This is a genomic window from Adlercreutzia sp. St.1H8, from assembly GCF_059728655.1.
In genome coordinates this window covers 974,566-998,098 of sequence record NZ_AP039376.1, presented here as the reverse complement: position 1 = coordinate 998,098, position 23,533 = coordinate 974,566, and the positions used below count along the sequence as shown (strand labels likewise).

Annotated in this window: 19 protein-coding genes and 1 riboswitch; of the genes, 6 read left to right on the top strand and 13 right to left on the bottom strand. The window is 70.7% G+C overall.

Going from position 1 to position 23,533, the window contains the following annotated elements:
- Positions 1 to 87: 87 nt before the first annotated feature.
- The 4 genes from AC6I0Y_RS03645 to AC6I0Y_RS03630 form a co-directional block, all read right to left on the bottom strand.
- Positions 88 to 1,911 (bottom strand): NAD(P)/FAD-dependent oxidoreductase, encoded by a 1,824-nt coding sequence (locus AC6I0Y_RS03645; protein WP_497733650.1) that lies wholly within the window; start codon positions 1,909 to 1,911, stop codon positions 88 to 90.
- A complete protein-coding gene (locus AC6I0Y_RS03640; protein WP_497733165.1) occupies positions 1,911 to 3,428 on the bottom strand; it encodes an NAD(P)/FAD-dependent oxidoreductase in 1,518 nt (505 codons plus the stop codon). The genes AC6I0Y_RS03645 and AC6I0Y_RS03640 overlap by 1 nt, the downstream gene beginning before the upstream one ends.
- Positions 3,429 to 4,496: 1,068 nt before the next feature.
- Positions 4,497 to 5,918, bottom strand: coding sequence for an alanine/glycine:cation symporter family protein (locus AC6I0Y_RS03635; protein ID WP_160708660.1), 1,422 nt, complete (start codon positions 5,916 to 5,918; stop codon positions 4,497 to 4,499).
- A 316-nt stretch (positions 5,919 to 6,234) separates the two neighbouring features.
- Positions 6,235 to 7,656, bottom strand: a complete 1,422-nt coding sequence (locus tag AC6I0Y_RS03630) for an alanine/glycine:cation symporter family protein (RefSeq protein ID WP_497733163.1) — start codon at positions 7,654 to 7,656, stop codon at positions 6,235 to 6,237.
- A 107-nt stretch (positions 7,657 to 7,763) separates the two neighbouring features.
- A riboswitch (FMN riboswitch) is annotated at positions 7,764 to 7,946 on the top strand.
- 291 nt (positions 7,947 to 8,237) lie between these two features.
- Between AC6I0Y_RS03630 and AC6I0Y_RS03625 the strand changes: the two genes are divergently transcribed.
- The 4 genes from AC6I0Y_RS03625 to AC6I0Y_RS03610 all read left to right on the top strand — a co-directional run bounded on the left by AC6I0Y_RS03625 (position 8,238) and on the right by AC6I0Y_RS03610 (position 12,101).
- Complete coding sequence (locus AC6I0Y_RS03625; RefSeq protein WP_497733648.1) at positions 8,238 to 8,756, top strand: ECF transporter S component; 519 nt, start codon at positions 8,238 to 8,240, stop codon at positions 8,754 to 8,756.
- Positions 8,757 to 10,748, top strand: a complete 1,992-nt coding sequence (locus AC6I0Y_RS03620) for an ABC transporter ATP-binding protein (protein ID WP_497733161.1) — start codon at positions 8,757 to 8,759, stop codon at positions 10,746 to 10,748.
- Entirely contained in the window at positions 10,738 to 11,541 is an 804-nt protein-coding gene (locus AC6I0Y_RS03615; RefSeq protein ID WP_497733159.1) for an energy-coupling factor transporter transmembrane component T family protein, read from the top strand. The genes AC6I0Y_RS03620 and AC6I0Y_RS03615 overlap by 11 nt, the downstream gene beginning before the upstream one ends.
- A 143-nt stretch (positions 11,542 to 11,684) precedes the next feature.
- Complete coding sequence (locus AC6I0Y_RS03610) at positions 11,685 to 12,101, top strand: pyridoxamine 5'-phosphate oxidase family protein (RefSeq protein WP_497733157.1); 417 nt, start codon at positions 11,685 to 11,687, stop codon at positions 12,099 to 12,101.
- A 306-nt stretch (positions 12,102 to 12,407) separates the two neighbouring features.
- On the opposite strand, the gene AC6I0Y_RS03605 is transcribed toward AC6I0Y_RS03610, so the two are convergent.
- From AC6I0Y_RS03605 to AC6I0Y_RS03590, 4 genes are all read right to left on the bottom strand, one after another.
- Positions 12,408 to 12,737, bottom strand: coding sequence for a DUF1292 domain-containing protein (locus AC6I0Y_RS03605; protein WP_160708648.1), 330 nt, complete (start codon positions 12,735 to 12,737; stop codon positions 12,408 to 12,410).
- A 4-nt stretch (positions 12,738 to 12,741) separates the two neighbouring features.
- A complete protein-coding gene (gene secD, locus AC6I0Y_RS03600; protein ID WP_497733155.1) occupies positions 12,742 to 15,477 on the bottom strand; it encodes a protein translocase subunit SecD in 2,736 nt (911 codons plus the stop codon).
- A 381-nt stretch (positions 15,478 to 15,858) separates the two neighbouring features.
- Entirely contained in the window at positions 15,859 to 17,004 is a 1,146-nt protein-coding gene (gene tgt / locus AC6I0Y_RS03595) for a tRNA guanosine(34) transglycosylase Tgt (protein ID WP_497733646.1), read from the bottom strand.
- A gap of 5 nt (positions 17,005 to 17,009) precedes the next feature.
- Entirely contained in the window at positions 17,010 to 17,909 is a 900-nt protein-coding gene (locus tag AC6I0Y_RS03590; protein ID WP_497733152.1) for an HAD family hydrolase, read from the bottom strand.
- Positions 17,910 to 18,044: 135 nt separating this feature from the next.
- Here AC6I0Y_RS03590 and AC6I0Y_RS03585 point away from each other — a divergent pair, with 135 nt between their 5' ends.
- On the top strand, positions 18,045 to 19,016 hold the full coding sequence (locus AC6I0Y_RS03585) for an epoxyqueuosine reductase QueH (RefSeq protein ID WP_497733150.1): 972 nt from the start codon (positions 18,045 to 18,047) through the stop codon (positions 19,014 to 19,016).
- Positions 19,017 to 19,071: 55 nt separating this feature from the next.
- Positions 19,072 to 20,157, top strand: coding sequence for a tRNA preQ1(34) S-adenosylmethionine ribosyltransferase-isomerase QueA (queA, locus tag AC6I0Y_RS03580; protein ID WP_160708640.1), 1,086 nt, complete (start codon positions 19,072 to 19,074; stop codon positions 20,155 to 20,157).
- Positions 20,158 to 20,232: 75 nt separating this feature from the next.
- Here queA and AC6I0Y_RS03575 read toward each other — a convergent pair whose 3' ends face one another.
- The 5 genes from AC6I0Y_RS03575 to ruvC all read right to left on the bottom strand — a co-directional run bounded on the left by AC6I0Y_RS03575 (position 20,233) and on the right by ruvC (position 23,504).
- Complete coding sequence (locus tag AC6I0Y_RS03575; RefSeq protein ID WP_160708638.1) at positions 20,233 to 20,436, bottom strand: cold-shock protein; 204 nt, start codon at positions 20,434 to 20,436, stop codon at positions 20,233 to 20,235.
- A 367-nt stretch (positions 20,437 to 20,803) separates the two neighbouring features.
- A complete protein-coding gene (locus tag AC6I0Y_RS03570) occupies positions 20,804 to 21,217 on the bottom strand; it encodes a hypothetical protein (RefSeq protein WP_160708636.1) in 414 nt (137 codons plus the stop codon).
- 2 nt (positions 21,218 to 21,219) lie between these two features.
- A complete protein-coding gene (gene ruvB / locus AC6I0Y_RS03565; protein WP_497733146.1) occupies positions 21,220 to 22,308 on the bottom strand; it encodes a Holliday junction branch migration DNA helicase RuvB in 1,089 nt (362 codons plus the stop codon).
- A 9-nt stretch (positions 22,309 to 22,317) separates the two neighbouring features.
- Positions 22,318 to 22,911: a Holliday junction branch migration protein RuvA gene (gene ruvA, locus AC6I0Y_RS03560; protein ID WP_160708632.1), complete on the bottom strand. Its 594-nt coding sequence runs from the start codon at positions 22,909 to 22,911 to the stop codon at positions 22,318 to 22,320.
- A complete protein-coding gene (gene ruvC, locus AC6I0Y_RS03555; RefSeq protein ID WP_160708630.1) occupies positions 22,908 to 23,504 on the bottom strand; it encodes a crossover junction endodeoxyribonuclease RuvC in 597 nt (198 codons plus the stop codon). The genes ruvA and ruvC overlap by 4 nt, the downstream gene beginning before the upstream one ends.
- Between the last annotated feature and the right edge of the window lie 29 nt (positions 23,505 to 23,533).

Here is a 23,533-nt window from a genome sequence, read left to right as displayed (position 1 = left end):
GGCGGTTGGCGAACCGCCCTCGGGGAAGGCGCCGAGGCATCGCTGGCGGCGCAGGCCGCGAGGCAGCCCCGCGGCCCGCCCTGCGCCCTAGCGGGACAAGAGGGAGGCCACCAGGGCCTCGGCCACGCGGAGGCCGTCCACGGCGGCGCTCGTGATGCCCCCGGCGTAGCCCGCGCCCTCGCCGCAGGGGTACAGCCCGCTCGGCACGGCGGGCGTCTGCGTGCGACGCGCCTGGAAGTCAGCTGGATCGCGCACGATGCGCACGGGGCTCGAGCTGCGCGCCTCCACCGCCGTCATCACCGCGCCGGGATGCGCGAAGCCGGGCAGCTTGCGGTCGAGCAGCGGCAGAGCTTCAGCCAGGGCGTCAGTTACGAGCGGCGGCAGGCAGGCGCGCAGGTCGGCCCAGGCTACGCCCCGCGGGTAGGTGGGCGTGACGAGGGGTTCGGCGCCGGCGGCGACGGAGGCACTGCCGCCACGCCCGGGGACGCAGGCCGCCTCAGACGCCTCCCCGCCCCCGGCCCGCCGGGCATCGCGCGCGCCAGCGCCGGTGGAGTCGCCGGCATGCCTGCACCCGGGCACCGCCCCCTCGGGCCCACGCCTCCGGCTTTTCCCCGCATCTCCCGATCCGGTGAGGAAGGCGCCCACGGTCTGGGCGGGGGCGGCGTAGGGGCCCGCGGCGCGGGCCAGGTCGAAGGCGGCGCGCTCCAGGTCGCGCTGGAAGGCGACGCCGGCCAGGGGGTCGTCGCCGGGCAGGTCGGCCGGGTCAACGCCCACCAGAAGCGCGCTGTTGGCGTTGGCACCGTCGCGCGCATGGCGGCTCATGCCGTTCACGCAGACGCCGCCCTTCTCGCTGGCGGCGGCCACCACCGTGCCGCCGGGGCACATGCAGAAGGTATAGACGCCGCGGCCGTCCTTGGTGTGCACGGCCAGCTTGTAGTCCGCCGCGCCAAGCGCCGGATGCCCCGCAGCCGGCCCCAGCTGCACGGCGTCGACGAGGGCCTGGGGATGCTCGATGCGCACGCCCACGGCGAAGGGCTTGCGCTCGAGGGGCAGTCCCGCATCACGCACCATAGCGAAGGTGTCGCGCGCCGAGTGACCGCAGGCGAGCACCACGCGGCGGGCCGCCACGCGATCCTCGGCGCCCGTCTCCCCGTCACGCAGGATGACGGCGGCGATGCGGCCGCCCTCCCACTCGATCCCGTCGAGCCGCGTGCGGAAGCGCACCTCGCCCCCCGCCGCGATGATCTGCGCGCGCAGGCGGCGCACCACGTCCACCAGCAGGTCGGTGCCGATGTGAGGCTTCGCGTCCACGAGGATGTCCGCGGGCGCGCCGGCCTCGACGAAGGCCTCCAGCACCTGCCGGATATGCGGGCTCTTGGTGCCGGTGTTGAGCTTGCCGTCGGAGAACGTGCCCGCGCCGCCCTCGCCGAACTGGATGTTGGCCTCGGGGTCGAGGGGCCCGCCGGCGTCGAAGGCAGCCACCGCGGCCGCGCGCTCATCCGCCGCCGGCCCGCGCTCCACCACGAGCGGGGCGAGGCCGGCGCGCGCCAGGTACAGCGCGCAGAACAGGCCGGCCGGGCCGGTGCCCACCACCACGGGCCGCGGCTCGCCGGAAGCCGCGAGCGCCGCGGCGGCGTCGGGCACCACGAGCGGGGCGGGGGCGCGGCAGGGGCCGACGGCGACGCCCTTGGCCGGGCGTGCGACGGCATCGTCGGACGCGTCGACGGCAAGCGCGCACACGAAGTGGACGCTCTCCTTCTTGCGGGCGTCCACGCTGCGGCGCAGCACGCGCACCTCGCGCACGTCGGCGGCGCGCAGCCCCAGCGCGCGGGCGGCCTCGCGGCGGAGCAGGGCGCCGCCCTCGGGCAGGAGCGCGTCAAGCGATACGGGGACGTTGGAGGCGCGCAGGATCATCGCCGCCCCCTCTCATCGCCCCGCCCGCCGCCCGCAGGCGATGCGCTGCGGCGCTCGGCTCCCGGCGCCGCAGCGACGCCGGCGGCGGAAGCGCGCGGGGCATTACCGCGCGCACCGCCCTTCTGGCCCGCCAGCACCGCGTCGGCCGCGCTCCAGCCGGCCAGAAGCCCGCTCGCCCAGGCCCAGTGCAGGTTGTAGCCGCCGCAGGGCGCGTCCACGTCGAGGGCCTCCCCCGCCACGTAGAGCCCCGGCACCGCGCGGCACGCGCCGGTGCGGGGATCCACCGCCTCCGCGGCCACGCCGCCGCGGCACACCTGGCACTGGCGCACGTCGCCGAGGCCGCGCACCGTCAGGCGCAGCCCCTTGAGCACCGGGGCGAGCACTTCGGCCGCTGCCTCGTCGAGCGCCTCTTCGCCGCGCAGCCCCGCCGCCTGGCACAGCACGTGCCCCACCGGCGCGAGCACGAGCCCGCGCAAAACATCCTCGCAGGTGACAGGCCCGCCAAACGTCACGGCCAGGCGCCGCGCCCGGGCCGTCAGGAACGCGGCGGCATCCCGCGCGCCCACCGCCGGCAGAAAGTCGACGGCCAGCTCATCGCCCGGACGCGCGAGGCGCGACAGGTTGAACGCGGCGATGCCCGACACGCCGTACTTGCGGAACATCACCTCGCCCTCCTCGCGAGCCGCCCGCGCGCCACCGCGCCAAAGCTCGAGTGCCCCGCGCACCCGGATGTTGTCGAGCTGGCGCACGAGACGCGTGTCGGTGGCAAGCGGCCCGAGCGTCGGCTCGGGGTCGCAGAAGGGCACCCCCTCGGGCATGAGCGTACGAGCCACCGAGCCGCCCGCGGCCACGATCACCGCATCCGCGCGCTCGAGGCGCCCGTCGGCCAGGCGCAGCGTGAGCGGGCCACCCGCGCGCCGTGCCGGCTCGACGGCCTCCACCGCAGTGCCGCAGCGCTCCTCGACCCCGGCGGCCGTCGCGGCGGCGCGCAGCACGTCGAGCACCGCCGTCGCCTTGTTAGGCAGCGGGTAGAGCCGGCCCTCCGACTCCTCGCGCCAGCAGAGCCCGTGGTCGGCGAAGAACGCCTGCACCCCGTTGGCCGCCACGGGCCAGGAGACGCCACGCCCCGCGCGCTGCGCATCGGATGCGCCCCCCTCCTCGGCGCCGACGGCACGCGGCGCGCCGGCGGCCCCCGCCGCGCACGACGCGGCCCCGAGCGCCCCGCCGTTGCAGGCGCCATCCGCCGCCCGCTCCGAGCAGGCGCGCTCCTCAAAGGCCGCCAGCGCGGCGGCCACGTGCGCGGCGTTGTGGTAGAGCGCCGGATCGGGATGCGCGTTGGAGAAGTTGCAGCGGCCGTTCCCCGTGGCCAGGATGGAGCGGCCTACGCGCTCGTCGGCCTCGTACACCGCCACGCGCGCGGGACGCCCCGCGCGGGCGCACGCCTCGGCCGCGGCGATGGCGGCGGCCAGCCCGGCGGCTCCCCCGCCTACGATGGCTATCACGTTCGCGGGCATGGCCCCACGCTCCTTTTCAACGAGAAGGCTCTGTGCTAGGATAGGGCCAGCGGACGCGCCTGAGGTGAGATGCAGGCGGCACCGTCGGTTTTATGCGAGGACCGCTAGCATCAACGAGCGGTCCTCTTCCTTATGGTGCCTCCCGAGCGTCTTGGCGAACGCCACCGCCTCCCGCAGCAACCCGACGACCGCAGTCGCAAGCCGCAATGCGAAAACGATACCATCCAAGCGAATCACCTCCCTCCGAAGAGCAAGGTGCCGCCCGGCGCCCAGGACTTACCATCCGCTGACCACCCGGCCATTCTAGCATCGCGCTGCGCGCCGCCTGCTCCCAATGACAACCCGGACGCAAAACAAGCCCTTCAGCGAGGGAGCCGTTTTGCATGAACCCCGCCCAAAAACCACGCAGGAGGACGCAATCCAATGCCTCAGCCATGACGTGACCAGGGGAAACGCGCTCTCCACCCCAAACACGCCGACGGCGGGCCAGGGCTTTCTCGTCAGAAACCGCCACCTTTGCGCTCGCACCGTGTCCCAGGGCCGAGACTCGCACCCCCGCACCGCAAGCCGCAGCCGGAACCCGCGCCCGCCCCTCCCGCACCCCGACGTCCCGCCCTCCCCCGATGCCGACCGCCCGCGCCGCAGCCGAGCGATCCGCGTCCCGGCGCCGCCGACGGGGCCCACACCACCCGCCCTTCACGGTCCAAGACCCTCACCCCAGGCGCCCGAAACGCGCCTCTGGGGGCTGCTGTTGCGACCTACGTGCAGTTCTCGGCTCAAAAACTGGCCAAAAATGACGACCTGACGACATTCGCCAGCTAAAAACGGACGCTCCCCGGGAGCATCCGCGCCGTCTGCTCTACGCGACCTGGGGTTTTGCAAGCCCTCCACGCAAGCACCGGCTCAGCAGGCCGAAATTTCGTCGTCAGGTCGTCATTTTTGGCCAATTTACCGCGCCCCACTCGCGCACTCCTTCCGCCCCCCCGCGCGCTCCTTCCGCGTCCCCCCCACGCGCAAAAAAAGCGGCCCCGGTCTCCCGGGGCCGCTCGTGCGTCACGTCGCCAGCTGCTACTTGCCCTCAAGCTGCGGGATGGGCGTCTCGTCCACCTCGTCGAGGTTGTCTTCCCACACGTAGTGCTTCGTCTCGCGGGCGATCATGCCCGACAGCAGCAGCACCACGATGATATTGGGCACGGCCATGAGGGCGTTGGTGATGTCGGACACCGTCCACACCACGTCCCCGACGCCGATGGCGCCCAGGAATGCCACGATCACGTAGATCACCTGGTACGGGCGGATGGCGTGCTTGCCGAACAGGTAGGTGATGCAGCGGTTGCCGTAGTAGGACCACCCGAGGATGGTGGTGTAGGCGAACAGGATCATGCCGAACACGAGGATGGGCGTGCCGATGTAGGGAATGGACGCGAAGGCGGCACTCGTCAGGTCGGCACCGGCGGTGATGACGCCCTGTTCCATGATCCCCGGGTTGGCGAGCATGGTGGACACGAGCACGATGCCGGTGAGCGCGCAGATGACCACGGTATCCCAGAACGTGCCGGTCATGGACACGAGCGCCTGGCGGGCCGGGTTACGCGTAGAGGCGGCGGACGCCACGATGGGCGCCGAGCCCAGGCCGGACTCGTTGGAGAACAGGCCGCGGGCGCAGCCGAACTGCAGCGCCAGCATGAGGCCGGAGCCCACCGCGCCGCCGAAGGCCGCCTTGGGGGTGAAGGCGCACTCGAAGATCAGGCAGATGGCGGGCCACACGAACTCCCAGTTCATGCCGATGATCACGACACAGCCCCAGGCGTAGGCGAGGGCCATGAACGGCACGAGCTTCTCGCACACCTTGGAGATGAACTTGATGCCGCCGAAGATAACAAGCGACACCATGATGACGATGGCCAGGCCGATGCCCCAGGAAGGCACGCCCGGCATGTTGGCGGTGATGATGTCCGTCATGGCCGAGGACTGCACGGCCGAGCCGATGCCGAAGGAGGCGATGGCCGCGAACAGGGCGAACGCGCCGGCGCCGAGCATGGCCCACCAGGGAGCCTTGCCCTCCTTGTCCTTGAAGGCGCGGCGCCAGGCGTACATCGCGCCGCCGAGCATGTTGCCGTTGTGGTCCTCCACGCGGTACTTGACGGCGGCGTAGGTCTCGGCGTACTTGGTGGCGATGCCGAACACGCCGGTCAGCCACATCCACAGCACCGCGCCCGGGCCGCCGGCCAGGATGGCCGTGCCCACGCCCACGATGTTGCCGGTGCCGATGGTGGCCGACAGCGCCGTGGTAAGCGCGCCGAACTGGCTGATGTCGCCGGGAGCGTCGGGATCCTTGGTCACCGAAAGCTTGATGGCGGTGGGGATCTTGCGCTGGATGAAGCGCGTGCGGAACGTCAGGAACAGGTGGGAGCCCAGCAGCATGATGATCATCGGCGGCCCCCACACGAAGGCGTCGATGCTGCTGATGGCGTCGATTATCACGTCCATCGTCGTCTCTCTTTCTCGCGGTGCGGATTGCCTTCGCGGAAAGGGACGCTGTCGAAAGGGTTTCGGCGGGACGAGGGCCGGCGCGGCCCTCCCCTGCCAGCCCGGCAGCCGGCCGGAGCGAGAGCCCCCGCCGAAGCCTTTTCGCCAGCACCACTTTACTCTGCGAAAGTGACCCGATTATAGGCAGCGCGAAAGCGACGCCGGGACGGCAAGCGCGAAAATATCAGCGAGCGGCACGGCGTTGCCCCAGTTGGGGCGCGGCAACCCCGCAAGACGGCACCGAGGGCGAGGGCGGCAGCCGGGCGCGAGAGGGGCGCTACTTGCCCTCGAGCACGGGAATGGGGCGCTCGCACACCTCGTCGAGGTGGTCGTCGTAGATGTAATGGCGTGTCTCGCGCGCGATGAGCCCGGAGAGCAGCAGGATGGCCACGATGTTGGGCAGCGCCATGAGGGCGTTGCCGATGTCCGACACCGTCCACACCACGTCCCCCACGCCCACGGCGCCGAGGAAGGCCACCGCCACGTAGGCCACCTGGTAGGGCAGGATGGCACGCCGCCCGAGCAGGTAGGTGACGCAGCGGTTGCCATAGTAGGACCACCCGAGGATGGTGGAGTACGAGAACGCCACCATGCCGATGACGAGCACCGGCGTGCCCACATAGGGGATCTTGGCGAATGCGGCCGAGGCCAGCGCCGCGCCGGTGTAGACTGACGGGCTGGCGAGGATCTCCTCCTGGATCTCCGGGTAGGTGAGCATGGTGGACACGAGCACCACGCCGGTGAGCGCGCAGATGACCACGGTCGACCAGAACGTGCCGGTCATGGCCACGAGCGCCTGCTCGGCGGGGTTGCGCGTGCGCGCCGCCGCAGCCACGATGGGGGCCGATCCCAGGCCGGACTCGTTGGAGAACAGGCCGCGCGCGCAGCCGAACTGCAGCGCCATGACGATGCCCGACCCCACCGCGCCGCCGAAGGCCGCCTTGGCCGTGAAGGCGCACGCGAAGATGAGCGCGAGGGCATCGCCGAGCACCGCCCAGTTGAGCGCCAGGATGATGAGGCACCCGCCTGCGTAGGCCACGGCCATCACGGGCACGAGCTTCTCGCACACGCTCGCTATGGAGCGCACGCCGCCGAAGATGACCGCCGCCACGAGCACCACGATCACCAGGCCCACGGCCCACGCGGGCACCGGCAGCGACGAGGTGATGATGCCCGTCATGGCCGAGGCCTGCACGGCCGACCCGGTGCCGATGGTGGCCACCACGGCGAAGGCCGCGAAGGCGCCGGCGCCAAGCTTCGCCCACCAGGGCACCGTGCCGTCGGCGCGCTTGAAGGCGCGCTCCCACACATACATGGCGCCGCCGAGCATGTTGCCGTTATGATCGCGCACGCGGTAGCGGATGGATGCGAACACCTCGACGTACTTGGTGGCCATGCCGAAGATGCCGGTGACCCACATCCAGAACACCGCGCCGGGCCCGCCCGCCAGGACGGCCGTGGCCACGCCCACGATGGACCCGGTGCCGATGGTGGCTGCGAGCGCCGTAGCCAGGGCCCCGAAGTTGGATATGTCGCCGCGCCCCTCCGGATCCTTGCGAAAGGACAGGCGGATGGCCTGGGGGAGCTTTCGCTGGATGAAGCCGGTGCGGGCGGTGAGGAACAGGTGGGTGCCCAGCAGCAGCACGATCATGGGCGGCCCCCACACGAAGGCGTCGATGGCTTGGAGTGTCTCTATCATGGCAGCCTCTGGTCTTGGCTCGGGAACGCAGGACGTTGCCCTCAGGTTACTCTTGTCGCCGTCCGCCTTGCGCGAACGACACGGGCACGTTACCATATCAGCGTTGAATTCTGTTTCAGGGCGGGGTGGAACTCCCCACTGGCGGTAAGCGGAAGGCGACGCGACGGCTCCGGCCCCGCGCGCACCGCGAGTCCGCGACCCGGGACGGCGGCCCTTCGGGGCGCGTCGGCCCGGCTGACCCGGTGAGACTCCGGGACCAACGGTCACAGTCCGGATGGAAGAGGCAGACTACGCGACACGGACGGCTCTCGCCGCCGTCGCGCGCCATGCGGGCGCCGCGACGCGAGGCGCGGACGCGTCCCCACCGCATTGTCACAGGCCTGGGTGAATGGGAATTCACGCGGGCCTGTCTCTTTCCGCACGGGACGAGGGGAGCGGACCCGACTACCGGATCGTCCCGCGAAAGAGAGGCTCCCATGGAAGAGAAGTCCCCCGCCCGCGCGCCCAAGGCGCCCAAGCAGCCCACGGCCCAGGCCGCGCTGGCCAACACCAACGCCTGGTCCACCCGCCAGCTGGTGACCATGGCGCTCCTGTGCGCCATCGGCGTGCTGCTGTCCTTCGTCGAGTTCCCCCTGCTGCCGGGCGTCACCTGGCTCAAGTACGACGCGTCGGCCATGCCCGCGCTCGTGTGCGGCTTCGCCTTCGGGCCGGCAGGCGGCCTGGCCGTGGGCGTCGTCGGTGCCATCATCCACGGCATCCTCATGGCCGACTTCACCGGCGCGCTCATGAACATCCTCGTGGTCATCGGCTTCGTGGGGCCCGCCGCCTTCGTCTACGCGCGGCGGCGCACCTTCCGCGCCGCGGTGGCGGGCCTGGCGCTGAGCGTCGTGGCCGCCATCGTCATGGCCATCGTGGGCAACCTGCTGCTCACCCCCAGCTGGCTCGGCGTGCCCCTCGATGCCGTGGTGGCGCTCATCGTGCCGGTGCTCATCCCGTTCAACCTGGCGAAGGCCGTCATCAACGCCGTGCTGACGCTCGTGGTGTACAAGTCCGTCTCCAACCTCATCACCCCGAGGAAAGACCAAGTGAAGGGCCGCTAGATGCAAGACGTGGGAAGCGAGCGAGCCGTGGTGCCGGACGAGGCGCCGGCAGGCGCAGCCGACGGGGACTTCGTCGTGTTCGAGGGGGCGTCGTTCACCTACGACGGCTCCTCCTTCGTGTTCGAGGAGCTCGACCTGACCGTGCCGCAGGGGCAGTTCTGCTGCCTGCTCGGCGGCAACGGGTCGGGCAAGTCCACCCTGGCCAAGTGCGTAAACGCCCTGCTCGTGCCCGACGGCGGGCGCGTGCTCACCTTCGGCCGCGACACGCGCGACGCCGACGCGGTGTACTTCATCCGCTCCAACGCCGGCCTCGTGTTCCAGAGCCCTGATGACCAGCTGGTGGCCTCGCTCGTGGAGAACGACGTGGCCTTCGGGCCCGAGAACCTCGGCGTGCCCGCGCCCGAGCTGGCGCGACGGGTGGCCGACGCGCTCGGAGAGGTGGGGCTCCAGGGCTTCCAGCGCCACGAGACCGCGACGCTCTCCGGCGGGCAGAAGCAGCGCGTGGCCATCGCCGGCGTGCTCGCCATGGACCCGGCCCTGCTCATCTTGGACGAGGCGAGCGCCATGCTCGACCCGCGCGGGCGCGCCGGTCTCCTGCGCGTGTGCCGCGAGCTCCACGCGGCGGGGCTCACCATCCTGATGATCACCCACTACATGGAGGAGGCGGCCCTCGCCGAGCGCGTGGTGGCACTCGACGCCGGGCGGGTGGCCCTCGACGGCACGCCTGAGGAGGTGCTCGTCCACGCCGAGCGGCTGCGCGCGCTCAACCTGGCCGTCCCCTTCGCCGCCTCCCTTGCCCTCGCCCTTCGCGAGCGCGGCGTGGCCGTGCGGCCCTGCGTGACGGGCGAGGAGCTCGCGCGCGAGCTGAGGGAGGCGAAGGCGAACCGGCCGGCGGCCTGCGCGGCGTCTCCCGGCGGCGGGCGGTTCCCCGCGGCGGGGCCCGCGAGCGCGTCTGCGCACGAGGGCCGCCCGCCTGCCATGCACGAGGGGCGGGAGGCGGGCGAGCGGCCCTCCCCCGCCTCCCCCCTGCTCTCCTTCGAGGACGTCTCCTACTCCTACGGCGACCCGGAGCGCAAGGAGCGGCGGCGCAGGCGCAGGCCCCCGGCCGAGCGCGCTGCCTGGGGAGTCGACCCGCAGGCGGTATGGGCGCTGCGCGACGTGAGCCTCGAGGTGCGCTCCGGCGAGCTCCTCGGCATTGCCGGCCATACCGGCAGCGGCAAGAGCACGCTCATCCAGCACATGAACGGGCTCGCGCACCCTACGCGCGGGCGCGTGCTCTTCCGCGGCGAGGACCTGGCCGACAAGGCCGTCGCCGCCCGCGCGCGCACGGCCGTGGGCCTCGTGTTCCAGTATCCCGAGCACCAGCTGTTCGCCGCCACCGTCTACGACGACGTGGCCTTCGGCCCGCGCAACCTCGGTCTTTCGCCTGATGAGGTGGACGCCCGGGTACGCAAGGCGCTTGGCGCGGTGGGCGTGGACGCCGACGCCGTGGGCGCCAAGAGCCCCTTCGAGCTCTCCGGCGGCCAGCAGCGCCGCGTCGCCTTCGCCGGCGTGCTCGCCATGGCGCCGGAGGCGCTCGTCCTAGACGAGCCGGTGGCAGGCCTCGACCCGCGCGGGCGCGAGGAGTTCCTCGCGCTTATCCGCCGCCTGCACGACGACGGCCTCACCTGCGTGATCGTGTCGCATTCCATGGACGACCTGGCGCGCATGGCCGACCGCGTGCTCGTGCTGAACGAGGGCGCGGTGCTCACCTGCGGCACGCCCGAGGAGGTGTTCGCCGACGAGGAGCGGCTGCACGACGTGGGCCTGGGCGTTCCCGAGGCGCAGGCGCTCGCCCTGCGCCTGCGCGCGGACGGCTGGCCGCTGCCCCGCGCCCTCTACGACGAGGCGTCCCTCGCAGACGACCTGGCATCCCTGCTCGTCTGCGCGAAAGACGCCCGCGATCAGGGCGCTCCGCTTCCCGAGCGCGGCGAGGCTCCCCATGGGCGATAACGCGCTCTTCGGCCGCTACTGGCCCGGCGAAAGCGCGGTGCACCAGCTGGATCCGCGCGTGAAGCTGGTCGGGTCGCTCGCGCTCATGGCCATCGTCTTCGCCGCGACGAGCTGGCCGGGGCTGGCGGTGTGCGCCGCGTTCGTCGTCGGCTTCTACCTGGCTGCTGGCATCCCGCTCGGCCAGGCGGCGCGCTCCATCGCCCCTTTGCTGTTCATCGTGGTGGTGACGGCGCTCCTGAACGTGCTGTTCGTGCAGGGCGGGCAGGTCTACCTCCAATGGGGGCCGCTTATCGTGAGCGAGGCCGGCCTGCGCCAGGCGGCCTTCATCGCCGTGCGCCTGGTGCTCCTGCTGCTGGGCGTGAGCCTGCTCACGCTCACCACGACCACCCTCGACATCACCGAGGCCTTCGAGCGGCTGCTCACGCCGCTTGCCCGCGTGGGGGTGCCGGCGCACGAGCTGGGAATGATGATGGGCATCGCGCTCAGGTTCCTCCCCCAGTTCGCCTTCGAGCTGCGCACCGTGCGCCGCGCCCAGATGAGCCGCGGCGCCCGCTTCTCCGCCAACCCGCTGCGCGGGGGGATGGCATCGCTCACGGCGCTCATGGTGCCGCTGTTCGCGAGCGCCTTCCGCCACGCCGAGACGCTCTCGGCCGCCATGGAGGCCCGCTGCTACCATGGCGGCGTCGGCCGCACGCGCCTGCACCCCCTCGCGCTCGCGCCCCGCGACGCCGGGGCCGCCATCGTACTCGCCCTCATGCTCGCCGCCGTCCTGGCCGCGAACGCGCTCTTCTAACCGCACCGAAACGGTGGCCGGCACCGCGTCGGCCCACCAAAAGGCTGCGGGCTGGCGGCGGGAAGGAGGATGCGAGGCGCTGCGCAGCTTGCGAAGCACCCCCCTCCCCGCCGCCAGCCCGCAGCCGAGCAGAAAGGAGACCCATGACCACCGGAACCACCGCCATCGTCAACTACCTCACCAGTGTGCCGGCCTGGTACGTGGCCACCTGCGAGGGCGACCAGCCCCACGTGCGACCCTTCAGCTTCGCCGCCGAGGAGGGCGGGCGCATCTGGTTCGCTACTGCCACCACCAAGGATGTCTACCGTGAGCTTGAGGCCAACCCCAAGTTCGAGCTGACCGCCTGGAAGCCGGGGTGCGGCTGGATCATCCTGCGCGGCCGCGCCGACCTGGACGACCGCGCGAGCGCCGCCGTGCGCGAGGAGGCCTGGCGCCACCTCGAGTCCCTCGGCGAGAGCTACGATGGGCCCGATGACGCGCGCCTCACCCTCTTCTCGATGACCGAGGCCGAGGCCTGGCTCTGCGACATCGACGGCACCTGGGCCCCCATCGCCCTCTAGCCGCACGGGAATCGCGCGCAAACTGGCCAAAAATGACGATCTGACGACAGGTGCGCCCCTCGCACGGGAGCCGGCGTCGGCATTTCCCCAGGTCGGCTCTTCCGCAGAGGCAGCACGGCCGCTCAGGGAGGCTCCTGGAGCGTCGTTTTTGTCGTCAGGTCGTCATTTCTGGCCAGTTTCGCCGCGTCGCCTGCGCCGCGCTGCGCCGTGCCACGCTAGCGTACCTCGCCCGCCCGCATCCCAAAAAAAACGCCGAGGGCGCCCGCATCAGGGGCGCCCTCGGCGCAGAAGTGGCCTTTCTCGCCCCTAGGCGAAGGCGTAGAGATCCCGCGTCGCCTCCTGGAAGGCAGCGTAGAGGTCGGCGGCGATGGCCTCGTCCTCCACGAGCTCGAAGGCGGCGGGCTGGCCCTCCTCGTCCAGCTCCACGACCTCCAGCAGAACCACCTCGCCCGACGAGAGCGCCGGGGCGTCCTCCTCCACGGGGAAGAAGAATCCGTAGCTCCGCTCCCCGTCGATCAGGAGCCCGAGGAACTCGAGGGTGACGGCGTCGCCCTTCTCATCCTCGAGCTGGATGGTGACGCCCTCCTCGACCGGCGGGCAGAAGTTGGGGGCGCTCCCCTCGCGTACCGTGGCCATCTGGCTACCTCCCGTGGTTCTTGCGCGGGTTCTTGGATCCCGTGCGCTTGGACTGCTTGGACGCGCCGCCCTTAGGCGAGGCGGGCTTGGCCGCGCGGGCCGGCCCCTCCTCGGCGGCTTGCGCGGCGGCCTTCGCGGCCTTGCGCTCAGCGCGCTCGGCAGCCGCCGCCTTGGCCTGGTCAGCCTCGATGCGTGCCAGCGGCACCTGGGCGATGGCGGGCGAGCCGGCGTGGTCGAACTCGAAGCGGCCGACCTCGGTACCGTACTTCTTCTGCAGCTTGGCGTAGCGCGGCTCGCGCGTCTTCCACAGGCAGTAGAGCGGCGTGGCGATGGCGATGGACGAGTAGGAGCCGGCGATGAGGCCGATCACCATGGCGAAGGCGAAGTCCTTGAGCGTCTCGCCGCCGAACAGGAGCATGGCGAGCACGGGGATGAGCGAGGTGAGCGTCGTGTTGATGGTGCGCAGGAACACCTGGTTGATGGAGTGGTTGGCCATGGTCATGAAGGTGCAGCGAATGTTCTCGCCCTTCATGTTGTCGTTGATGCGATGGAACACCACCACCGTGTCGTAGAGCGAGTAGCCCAGGATGGTGAGCAGCGCGGCAATGGTGTTGGGGTTGATCTCGCGGCCCACGAGCGCGTAGATGCCCACCACCAGGATGAGGTCGTGGAACAGCGCCACCACGGCCATGACGCCCATCTTGTACTCGAAGCGGAAGCCGATGTAGATGATGATGAGCACGATGGACACGAGGAACGCGATGAGCGAGGACTGGATGACGCTGGCGCCCCAGTCAGGGCCGATGGTGGTCACCTCGAAGGAGCTGGTGGACAGCCCGAGCGCGTCGGCCACGGCGTTGGCGTGGGCGGTGGCGTCCTCGGCCGAGGTGGTGGTGGTGCGCACGAGAAAACCGCTCTCGCCGCTGGACTGGGTGGTCTGGATGACAGCGTCCGGCTCGCCGGCGTCGTCGAAGGCCGTGCGCATCTGCTCGGTGGTCACGTCCCCGGTGCCGTGGAAGGCGATGGAGGTGCCGCCCACGAACTCGATGCCGAAGTTCAGGCCGCGCAGGCCCACCACCGCCAGACACAGCGCCATGGCCACGGCGGCCGCGGTGAGCAGCACCTTGCGGTAGCCGAGGAAGTTGATGTCGTGCTTGATGAAGCGGCCCTTGACCTTGTCCACGGCCACGGCGGCCACCTCGGCGGCCTCACCGCCGCGACGGGCGGCCACCGCGGTGGCCTCGGCCTCGTCCATCTGGTCGGCCGTCTCGGCCGCGGCCACATCCACGCCCTCGGCTGCGGCGAGCGCCCCGTAGCGGCGCGCCGCCTCCTCGGAGTCGCGCACGCCCCAGAAGCCGGGGTTCTTGGCAATGGCGCCGGGGGCCAGCAGGCGGATGAGAGGCGCCTTGAACAGCACCATCATCACGATGTCGCAGATGATGCCGAGGGCGAGCGTCAGGCCGAAGCCCTTGACCGACGCGCTCGCCAGGAAGAACAGCGACAGCGCCGACACCATGGTCACCAGGTCGGCGTCAATGGAGGTGAAGATGGCGTGCTTCACGCCGGTGAGGGACGCGGCGCGCACGGAGCGGCCCATGCGTATCTCCTCGCGGAAGCGCTCGAGGGTGAGGATGGACGAGTCGGCTGCCATACCGATGGTCAGCACGATGCCGGCGATGCCCGCCAGCGACAGGCTGAACAGCCCGAAGGCCGAAAGCGCCGCCAGGATGCCCAGGTAGAGCACGGCAAACACCACCATGGCCGCCGCCGTGATGAGGCCCAGGCCGTGGTAGAAGAACAGCAGGTAGAGCATGACGATGGCCAGGCCGATGAGGGCCACGACGACGCCGGAGGCGAGGGCCTCCTGGCCGAGGGTGGGGCCCACCACCTGGGACTGGGCGTACTCGAAGCTCACGGGCAGCGAGCCGGACTCGAGCACCGTCTGGAGCGCCTTGGCCTCGTCGAGGGTGTAGTTGCCGGTGATCTGCACGTTGCCGTCGGGAATCTCGCTCTGGACGGCCGGGGCCGACTGCACCTCGTTATCGAGGATGATGACGATGCGGCCCTTGGTGGGGGCGAGCTCCTTGGTGCACTCGGCGAAGGCCGTCGCGCCCTTGGAGTCGAGGGTGATGTTCACGGCGTAGTCCGACGACGTCTCGCTCGCGCGGCCCACCTGGACGCGCGTGATCTCATCGCCGGTGACGATGGGCGTGTAGGTGCCCGGCTCCACCTCGAGCACCTCGGGCTTGCCCGAGGGGAAGGAGTTGCCGAAGCTGTCGGTGATGGTGCCCTCCTGGCCGAAGTTGCCGCTCTCGATGGCCGACTTCACGCTCTCGTCAGTGAAGCTGTCAAGGGGGGCGAACTCGAGCGAGCCGGTCTTGCCGATGGTGGCGAGCGCCTCCTCGGTGTCCGACAGGCCGGGGATCTGCACGAGGATCTGGTCGGTGCCCTGGAGCTGCACCGTGGCCTCGGACGCGCCGAGCGCGTTCACGCGGCTCTCGATGATGGAGCGGCTGGCCTCCATGTCCTCCGGCGTGATGGCGCTGCCGTCGTCGGTCTTGGCGGTGAGCACCACCGACAGGCCGCCGCGGATGTCGAGGCCCTGGTTGATCTTCTCGTTGGGCGGGGTGAACAGAACCGCCGAGACCACCACGAGCAGGGTGGTGAGGATGAGCAGCCAGAGGTTGCGGCGGTTGGCGTTATGACCCGGCTTCTTCTTGACAGTGCGTTCGAGCGCCATGGGGCAGACCTTCCTTGCATATCGCTTCGCGCGCACCCGACGCGGCGGCCGGGGGCGCCCATGAAAACAGGCGCGAATCGCGCCTGCGGTTTAACTTGTTTATTTTGCCACAAAACCGCAGCATTGCACCCCGGTACGGGCAGTTTATCCACTCATGCGGAAAAAACCGCCCTCACGCGCCAACGCAGCGGGCAAAGCTGCTCATTTTCGACGACTTTGCGACGCTTCGGGGCAACTGAGCGCCCCCGGAAGGGGGCTCGCGACAGCCCGGATGGGCGAACGACCGAATTCCCGATACGAACGCGCGGACGACCTCTTCTGGCCTGGCCGAGCTGTCGCAAAGTCGTGAAAAGTGCACCGTTTCGGCACGCGGGCGACGTCCTAGTAGTCCTTCACGCCGGGACCGGCCATCCACGCGGCGTAGAACTCCTCGTAGGCGCCGGCCAGCACGGCCTCGCGCGCGCGGGCCATGAGGTCGATGAGGAAGTGCAGGTTGTGCACCGACAGCAGGATGGCGCCGAGCATCTCGTCCTGCTTGACGAGGTGGCGCAGGTAGGCGCGCGAGTGGGTCTGGCAGGTGGGGCAGGTGCACACAGGGTCGAGCGGGCCGAAGTCGGCCTTGTACTTGGCGTTGCGCAGGTTCATGCGCCCCGTGCTGGAGAACGCCGTGCCCATGCGGGCCGTGCGGGTGGGCAGCACGCAGTCGAACAGGTCGACGCCCTCGCGCACGGCGCGCACGAGGGTGGTGGGGTTGCCCACGCCCATGAGGTAGCGCGGCCGGTCCTCCGGCAGCGCCCGGGCCACCTCGCCTAGCGTCTCGAACATCACGTCGTGCTCCTCGCCCACCGAGTAGCCGCCGATGCCGAAGCCCCCGAAGCGGCGCCCGCCCGCGGCAAGGGACTCCTCCTCGATGGCGCGCAGGCGGCGCACCGACTCGAGCCGCAGGTCGAGGTGCATGCCGCCCTGGACGATGCCGAAGAGCGTCTGGTCGGGCCGCTGGTGGGCCGCCAGGCAGCGGGCCGCCCAGGCGCTCGAGAGATCCACGGCGCGGGCCACGAACTCGCGTGTGGCCGGGTAGGGCGGGCACTGGTCGAGCTGCATGGCGATGTCCGCGCCGATGAGCTCCTGGATATGCATGTTGTCCTCCGGCGTCCAACGCACCTTCGCCCCGTCGTAGATGGAGCGGAAGCTCACGCCGTCGTCGTCGAGCTTGCGCGTGTCGGCCAGCGAGAAGATCTGGAAGCCGCCCGAGTCGGTGAGCATGGGGCCGTCGTAGGCCATGAAGGAGTGGATGCCGCCAGCCGCCGCCACGAGCTCGGCGCCGGGGCGCTGGGAGAGGTGGTAGGTGTTGGCGAGCACCACCTGGGCGCCCAGGTCGCGCAGCTGGGAGGGCATGATGCCCTTGACCGTGGCCGACGTGCCCACGGGCATGAACAGGGGGGTGCGAAAGGAACCGTGGGCCGTCTCGTAGGTGAGGGCGCGGGCATGCCCGCTCATGGCGTCGCAGGTGCAGTCGAAGAGGGCCATGGTCATCACGCTCCCTGCACGTCGAGGCCACCGTGGGACGTGGCGTCCTCGGCCACGGCCGCCGCCTTGGCCGTCGCGGCCGCGCGGTCGATCTCGCCCACCGCGTTGGCGGCGAAGGCCTCCTCCATCGCCTCGTGGGCGACCGGTCCGCGCTCGATGGGGCCGGCCGGGCTCGCGCAGGGCGGCAGCGCAGCCGCCCACTGCTCGAACTCGGCCAGGCTGCCGTGGCGCACGGTGTCCAGGTCATAGCCCACCGGGTCGAGCAGGCAGTCGGTCACCAGGTAGGCGTCCACGCCCAGGTCGAGGAAGGCGAGGTCCTCCACGGTGTTGTTGCCCACCATGAGCACGTCGGCGCCGGCCACGCCCATCGCGGCCAGGTTCTCGGCATAGTAGGTCTGGCGCGGCTTGACCGACTTCGAGTTCTCGTAGCTCGTGATGCGCTCGAAGGCAGACGGGTCGGCGCCGGCCCACTCCAGGCGGTGCTCCACCGCGCGACGCGGGAACATGGGCATGGTGGTGAGCACGAGCGGATAGCCCTTCTCGCGCAGCGTCGCCAGCACGCGCCCGGCTGCGGGATTGCCCGCGAAGCCATCGCCGATGCGCGCGAAGTCGCCTTCGTAGAACGCGGAAAGCAGCTCTTCCCAGTCGGCGGCGTCGGGATCGACGTGGGTGAGGAACTCATCCCAGAAGGCCTGGGCGTTGGTGCGGTCGTCGTCGTGGACGGCCATGGCGCGAGTGCCCGCCTTCAGGCCAGCGGCGAAGGTCTCGCCGTCGAGGCCGCGCTCCACGACGAAGCGGGTGAGGCGGCTGAAGTAGGCGTTCATGAACTCGTCGATGTCCATGGGAAGGAGCGTGCCGTCCAAATCGAAGCAGACGGCGCGATAGGCACGGGGGGTCTCGGGCATGGTTCCTCCTGGGGAGGTAGCGGTCGGTCAGTCGGCGCGGCACGCGAAGGCGTGACGCGAGGTCGCGCGGCGGGCAGATGCCTCGCGCGGTGGGCGCGCGGGCGGGCTCGCGGGCGTCATGGTAGTATAGCGCCCATGACGAACGCATCCGCAAAACCGACGAAAACGCTACTCCACGCCTGCTGCGGCCCCTGCTCGCTCGAGCCGGTGCGCATCCTGCGCGAGGAGGGCGTCGAGCCCGTCGTCTTCTACGCCAACTCCAACATCCACCCAGCTGACGAGTACGCCCGGCGTCGTGACGCCCTGGCCGGCTGGGCCGCGCGCCAAGGGCTCGCGGTAGTCGAGGCCCCCTACGACCCGGCGTCCTGGGAGGACGCGGTCGGACGCGTGGGGGACGCGGCGCGGGAGCGCTTCGGCGTCATCGTCCACGAGGCGCAGCCGGCACGTCCGGGAAACGAGGGCCCCGAAACCGCACGACGCGCGACGATCGATGCCGACGGGAAGCCGGGCGCCGCCAGCGCGAACGGTGCCGACGAGGCGGGAGACGTCCCCGAGGCGGACGCACGTGACGCCGGCGCCGATGCGGCCGAGCGGGCGCGCCAGGCGCGCTGCCGAGCCTGCTACCGCCTGCGCTTCGAGGAGGCGGCGGCCTATGCGGCAGCCCACGGCTTCGACGCGCTGGGGACGACGCTCTCGGTGAGCCCCTACCAGTACACCGCCGTCATCCACGAGGAGCTCGCGCGCGCCTGCGCCCGCGCCGGCATCGCCGCGCGCTTCGATGACTGGCGCCCCTACTACGACGAGGCCACGCGCCGCTCGCGCGAAGAGGGCCTCTACCGCCAGAACTACTGCGGCTGCCGCTTCTCCGACGAGGAGGCCGCCGCCGAGCGGGCCCTGCGCAAGGCCGCCCGCGCCGCAAAGCGAGCAGCCGAGCGCGACGCCCATGCCGCCGAGCATGCGGCCGCCGAGGAGCAGCGGGCCGCGCGTCGCGCCGAGAAGGAGGCCTACGCCGCCAAGCGGGCCCGTCAGCGCGCGGCACTCAAGGCCCTGCGCGCCCAGGGCGGCGCGGCATCCGGTGACGATCCCGCCAAGCCCGACGCCCGCTGACCCCGCGCGCCGCATCCCGGCGCCGCCCCGTTCCGCTAACCGAGGAAGGAACCCCATGAGAACCGCCGACTTCGACTACGACCTGCCCGAGGAGCTCATCGCCCAGGAGCCCGCCGCCGTGCGCGACCGGTGCCGCCTGCTCGTGATGGATCGCGCCACCGGCGCCCTTGAGGACCGCGTCTTCTGCGACATCGCCGACTACCTGCGCCCGGGCGATGTGCTGGTGGCCAACGAGACCCGCGTCATGCCTGCGCGCCTGCTGGGAGCCAAGCGCGGCACGGGCGGGGCGGCCGAGGTGTTCCTGCTCCGCGAGACGGGAGGCCCCGAGCCGCGCACCAACCGCGTGGCCTTCTGGGAGGTGCTCGTGCGCCCGGGCAAGCGCCTGAAGCCGGGCAGCGGCGCGGTGGTTGACTTCACCGACGCCGGAGGGCAGGTGGCGCTCTCGGCCGAGATCATCGACTGGGCCCCGGGGGGCCAGAAGGGCGAGCGCGTCGCGCGGCTCTCCACCCCGCTCGCCTCCCTCGACGAGGCGCTCCACGCCGTGGGCCACACGCCCCTGCCGCCCTACATCCGCGACTACGCCGGCGACGAGGAGCTCTACCAGACCGTCTACTCCCGTCGCGAGAGCTCGGCGGCCGCCCCCACGGCAGGGCTCCACTTCACCCCGGGGCTGATCGAGGCCCTCAAGGCCCAGGGCGTCGAGTGGGCCACCGTCGAGCTGGAGGTGGGGCTTGACACCTTCCGCGTGGTGGACGAGGACGACCCGGCCGACCACGCCATCCACACCGAGTTCTACACGGTGCCGCCGGCCACGGTGGAGGCGGTGGAGCGCTGCCACGAGCGCGGGGGCCGCGTGTTCGCCGTGGGCACCACGTCGGTGCGCTCCCTCGAGAGCGCCTGGAACGCCGAGGCCGGCGCCCTGCGGCCGCGTGAGCGCGAGGCCACCTCGCTCTACATCCTGCCTGGCTATGAGTTCCACGTGGTGGACGGCCTCGTCACCAACTTCCACGTGCCCAAATCCACCCTCATGATGCTCGTATCGGCTTTCTCGTCCCGCGAGCGCATCCTCGCCGCCTACGCCCATGCCGTGGAGGAGCGCTATCGCCTCCTCTCCTTCGGCGACGCCATGCTCATCCGCTAGCTCGCCTTCCCGGCAGAACAAAAGGGGCTCCCGTGCGGGAGCCCCTTGAGCGTTTGGGTAAAACGACGCGACTTTTTACAGACGCACGACGTTGCTGGCCTGCAGCTTGCCGTTCTGACCAGTGGTCACGTCAAAGGAGACGGCAGCGCCCTCGTCGAGCGTCTTGAAGCCGTCCATCTTGATCTCGGAGAAGTGGACGAAGAGATCCTCGCCGTCGCTCTGAGAGATGAAGCCGTAGCCCTTCTCCGGGTTAAACCACTTAACAGTACCTTCCGCCATGTTAATCCTCTTTTCTCTCCCCTCTTGCATTGGGGAGTAGCCATACAGACCCTCAAAATGATGACCTGCCCGCTTTCATTTTGAAAGCACGGGCTTTACTATACGCCTTTTCAATGCGGTTCGCGGTGAGGATTCCGCTCAGCGAACGCTTTTTTTCCAAACTGTAAGAAAAGGGCGTGCCCCTCTCGGGAAAACGGGGGCAAAGAAGCTGATTTTCCTCTGCTGAACTGGCCTTTTACTTAAAGCTAACTTCAAAGATCATCGCAGTGAATACTTAGGAAAACAAAGAGATGATCCCGTGCCGAACGTGCTGCCGACGGGCACGCGACAGGCCCCAGCAGCGCCGCCTCGGCCGCAGGCAAGGATGCTAGCAGAAGGCGGTGGTGCGGGCGAGGAAGGCCTCCATGGAGGAGGGCGCAGCCGGGTCGACGCCGAGGTCGTGGCCCCAGGCATCGGCGATGGCCCGCGCCTGCGCCTCCCGCAGGGCCGCGAGGTCCGCCTCCCCCGCCTCGGCCCGGTAGCGCGACGCGAGCATGAGGCTGCGCGCGAGGTACTCGGTCACGTGCGGGTCGACCCCCGTCACCGTAAGCACCGACGCGATGGACTCCGGCGCCAGCGCGAGCAGCACCTCTCCGTCCATCTCCACCGCCTCGCCTACCGCGGCCTCGAGCATGGCTGCCGCCCCACGCGGGTCGCGCAGCCCGGTTGCCCGCTCCATGGAGCGCCGGATGGCCGCGGCGAACTCGGCCAGCAGCCGCATGAGGTAATCCTGCTCGAACACGGCTAGGCCACCCCCTCGGGGGCGATGAGGCCCAGATGCTCCCAAGCGCGCGCCGTGGCCTGACGCCCCTTGGGGGTGCGCACCATGAGCCCCTGCTGCATGAGGTAGGGCTCGTAGACGTCCTCCACCGAGTCCGGATCCTCCGACAGGGCCGACGAAAGCGTGGTGAGGCCCACGGGGCGGCCCGAGAACTGCACGCAGAGCAGCTCGAGGATGCGATTGTCCACCGCGTCGAGACCCAAGTCGTCCACCTCGAAGAACGACAGCGCCTGAGCGGCCACGTCCTCGGTGATGGCGCCGTCCCCGCGCACCTGCGCCCAGTCGCGCACGCGCTTGAGCAGGCGGTTGGCCAAGCGCGGCGTGCCGCGGCTGCGGCGGGCTATCTCCAGGGCGCCCTCCTCCTCGACGTCCACCCCCAGGATGGAGGCCGAGCGGCGCACGATGGAGGCCAGCTCCTCGGGCGTGTAGTAGGCCAGTCGGAAGGCGATGCCGAAGCGGTCGCGCAGAGGCCCGGTGAGCAGCCCCGTGCGCGTGGTGGCCCCGATGAGCGTGAAGCGGGGGATGTCGAGTCGGATGGAGCGCGCGGCCGGGCCCTTGCCTACCACGATGTCGAGCGCGAAGTCCTCGAGCGCCGGGTAGAGCACCTCCTCCACCATGCGGTTGAGACGGTGGATCTCGTCGATGAACAGGACGTCGCCTTCCTCCAGGTTGGTGAGGATGGCGGCCAGGTCGCCCGTGCGCTCGATGGCCGGGCCGCTCGTGGTGCGGATGGAGGCCCCCACCTCGTTGGCCACCACCTGCGCGAGCGTGGTCTTGCCCAGGCCCGGCGGGCCCGAGAACAGGATGTGATCCACCACGTCCCCGCGGCCGCGGGCCGCCTCGATGAGGATGGCGAGGGACTCCTTCACCTTGGCCTGGCCGAGGTAGTCGCCCAGGCGCTTGGGGCGCAGCGAGCGATCGAGGGCAAGATCGTCCTCGATCAAATCGGCACTGACGGCGCGCTCGCGCGCGGCCAGGCGCCCCGCCAGGGCGTCCCGGTCGTCGTCACCCGCCTCGAACACAAGGCCCTCTATCTCGATGTCAGATCCCATGGCAACCTATCAGCTTCCCAGACGCTTGAGGGCATATTGTAGCAGGGCGGCCTCGGTGGCGCCCTCGGGGGCGCCCTTGAGGGCCAGCTCGGCCTCGGCGGAGGTGAAGCCCATGGAGAGCAGCGCCTCGGTAGCGCCCTTGAGGCGCTCGTCGATGATCGCAGCCGGATCCTCCGAGCGGCCGAAGAGCCCCTCGATCCCCTGGTCGAGCGAGCCCTTAAGCTCGAGGATGATGCGCTGGGCCGTCTTCTTCCCCACGCCGGGGATCTTCTGCACGAGGGCCACGTCCTGCGAGGCTATGGCATCGGCAAGCGCGCCCGCCGAGAACGTGGAGAGCGCCGCGAGCGCCACCTTAGGCCCCACACCCGACACCGCGATGAGGCGCTCGAACAGGGCCTTCTCCTCCTCGGAGAGAAAGCCGTAGAGGGCGATGCCGCTCTCGGACACCTGGAGGTAGGTGAGGATGCTCACCTCCTCGCCGAGGCCCGGCAACCTGGAGAGGCTCGCCTGGGACAAGGCGACGCCGTAGCCGACGCCCCCGACGTCCACCACCACGCCCTGGGCGGACTTCGCCGCCAGCGCTCCCCTGAGAAACGCGATCATGACCGTGCCTCCTCCCTTTCCCGCAAGGCGGCCGCCTGCCGCCTGCCGGCATCGTCGGCCGCGACGGCTGCCGCGACCGCCTGGTCGTAGCGCGCGGCGGCACGGGCGAAGCCCTCGTGAGTGCTGTAGCAGATGGCCGCCGCCAAGGCGTCGGCCGCGTGATCGGGCGAGGGCGGCTCGGGCAGCCGCAGCAGCTGGCCTACCATGTACTGAACCTGCTCCTTCTCGGCCGCGCCGGTGCCCACGATGGCGAGCTTGATCTGGCTGGGCGAGAACTCCCCCACCTCAAGCCCGCCCTCCGCGCAGGCCACGAGCGCCGCCCCGCGGGCCTGGCCCGTGCCGAAGGCGGCGGTGACGTTGGTGCCGAACCACACCGTCTCGATGCCGACGCAGGTGGGGCGGAACCGGCGCACCACGGCGCCGATCTGGTCGTGCACCTTCAGCAGTCGCCGGCTCAGCGCATCGGCCGCAGACGTGGTCACGCAGCCGTAGGCCACGCAGGCCAGCCGAGGGCCGTCCTGGGACACCACCCCCCAGCCCGTGTGGGCCAGGCCAGGGTCGATGCCGAGTATGATGCGCTGGGTCCGTGACACGAGGGCCCGCCTTCCTCTTCCGAATAAGC

Coding starts and splice junctions, on each gene's coding strand:
- AC6I0Y_RS03640 (WP_497733165.1), bottom strand. CDS start 3,428: ATGCCCGCGAACGTGATAGCCATCGTAGGCGGGGGAGCCGCCGGGCTG.
- AC6I0Y_RS03635 (WP_160708660.1), bottom strand. CDS start 5,918: ATGGACGTGATAATCGACGCCATCAGCAGCATCGACGCCTTCGTGTGG.
- AC6I0Y_RS03630 (WP_497733163.1), bottom strand. CDS start 7,656: ATGATAGAGACACTCCAAGCCATCGACGCCTTCGTGTGGGGGCCGCCC.
- AC6I0Y_RS03625 (WP_497733648.1), top strand. CDS start 8,238: ATGGCGCTCCTGTGCGCCATCGGCGTGCTGCTGTCCTTCGTCGAGTTC.
- AC6I0Y_RS03620 (WP_497733161.1), top strand. CDS start 8,757: ATGCAAGACGTGGGAAGCGAGCGAGCCGTGGTGCCGGACGAGGCGCCG.
- AC6I0Y_RS03615 (WP_497733159.1), top strand. CDS start 10,738: ATGGGCGATAACGCGCTCTTCGGCCGCTACTGGCCCGGCGAAAGCGCG.
- AC6I0Y_RS03610 (WP_497733157.1), top strand. CDS start 11,685: ATGACCACCGGAACCACCGCCATCGTCAACTACCTCACCAGTGTGCCG.
- AC6I0Y_RS03605 (WP_160708648.1), bottom strand. CDS start 12,737: ATGGCCACGGTACGCGAGGGGAGCGCCCCCAACTTCTGCCCGCCGGTC.
- secD (WP_497733155.1), bottom strand. CDS start 15,477: ATGGCGCTCGAACGCACTGTCAAGAAGAAGCCGGGTCATAACGCCAAC.
- tgt (WP_497733646.1), bottom strand. CDS start 17,004: ATGGCCCTCTTCGACTGCACCTGCGACGCCATGAGCGGGCATGCCCGC.
- AC6I0Y_RS03590 (WP_497733152.1), bottom strand. CDS start 17,909: ATGCCCGAGACCCCCCGTGCCTATCGCGCCGTCTGCTTCGATTTGGAC.
- AC6I0Y_RS03585 (WP_497733150.1), top strand. CDS start 18,045: ATGACGAACGCATCCGCAAAACCGACGAAAACGCTACTCCACGCCTGC.
- queA (WP_160708640.1), top strand. CDS start 19,072: ATGAGAACCGCCGACTTCGACTACGACCTGCCCGAGGAGCTCATCGCC.
- AC6I0Y_RS03575 (WP_160708638.1), bottom strand. CDS start 20,436: ATGGCGGAAGGTACTGTTAAGTGGTTTAACCCGGAGAAGGGCTACGGC.
- ruvB (WP_497733146.1), bottom strand. CDS start 22,308: ATGGGATCTGACATCGAGATAGAGGGCCTTGTGTTCGAGGCGGGTGAC.
- ruvA (WP_160708632.1), bottom strand. CDS start 22,911: ATGATCGCGTTTCTCAGGGGAGCGCTGGCGGCGAAGTCCGCCCAGGGC.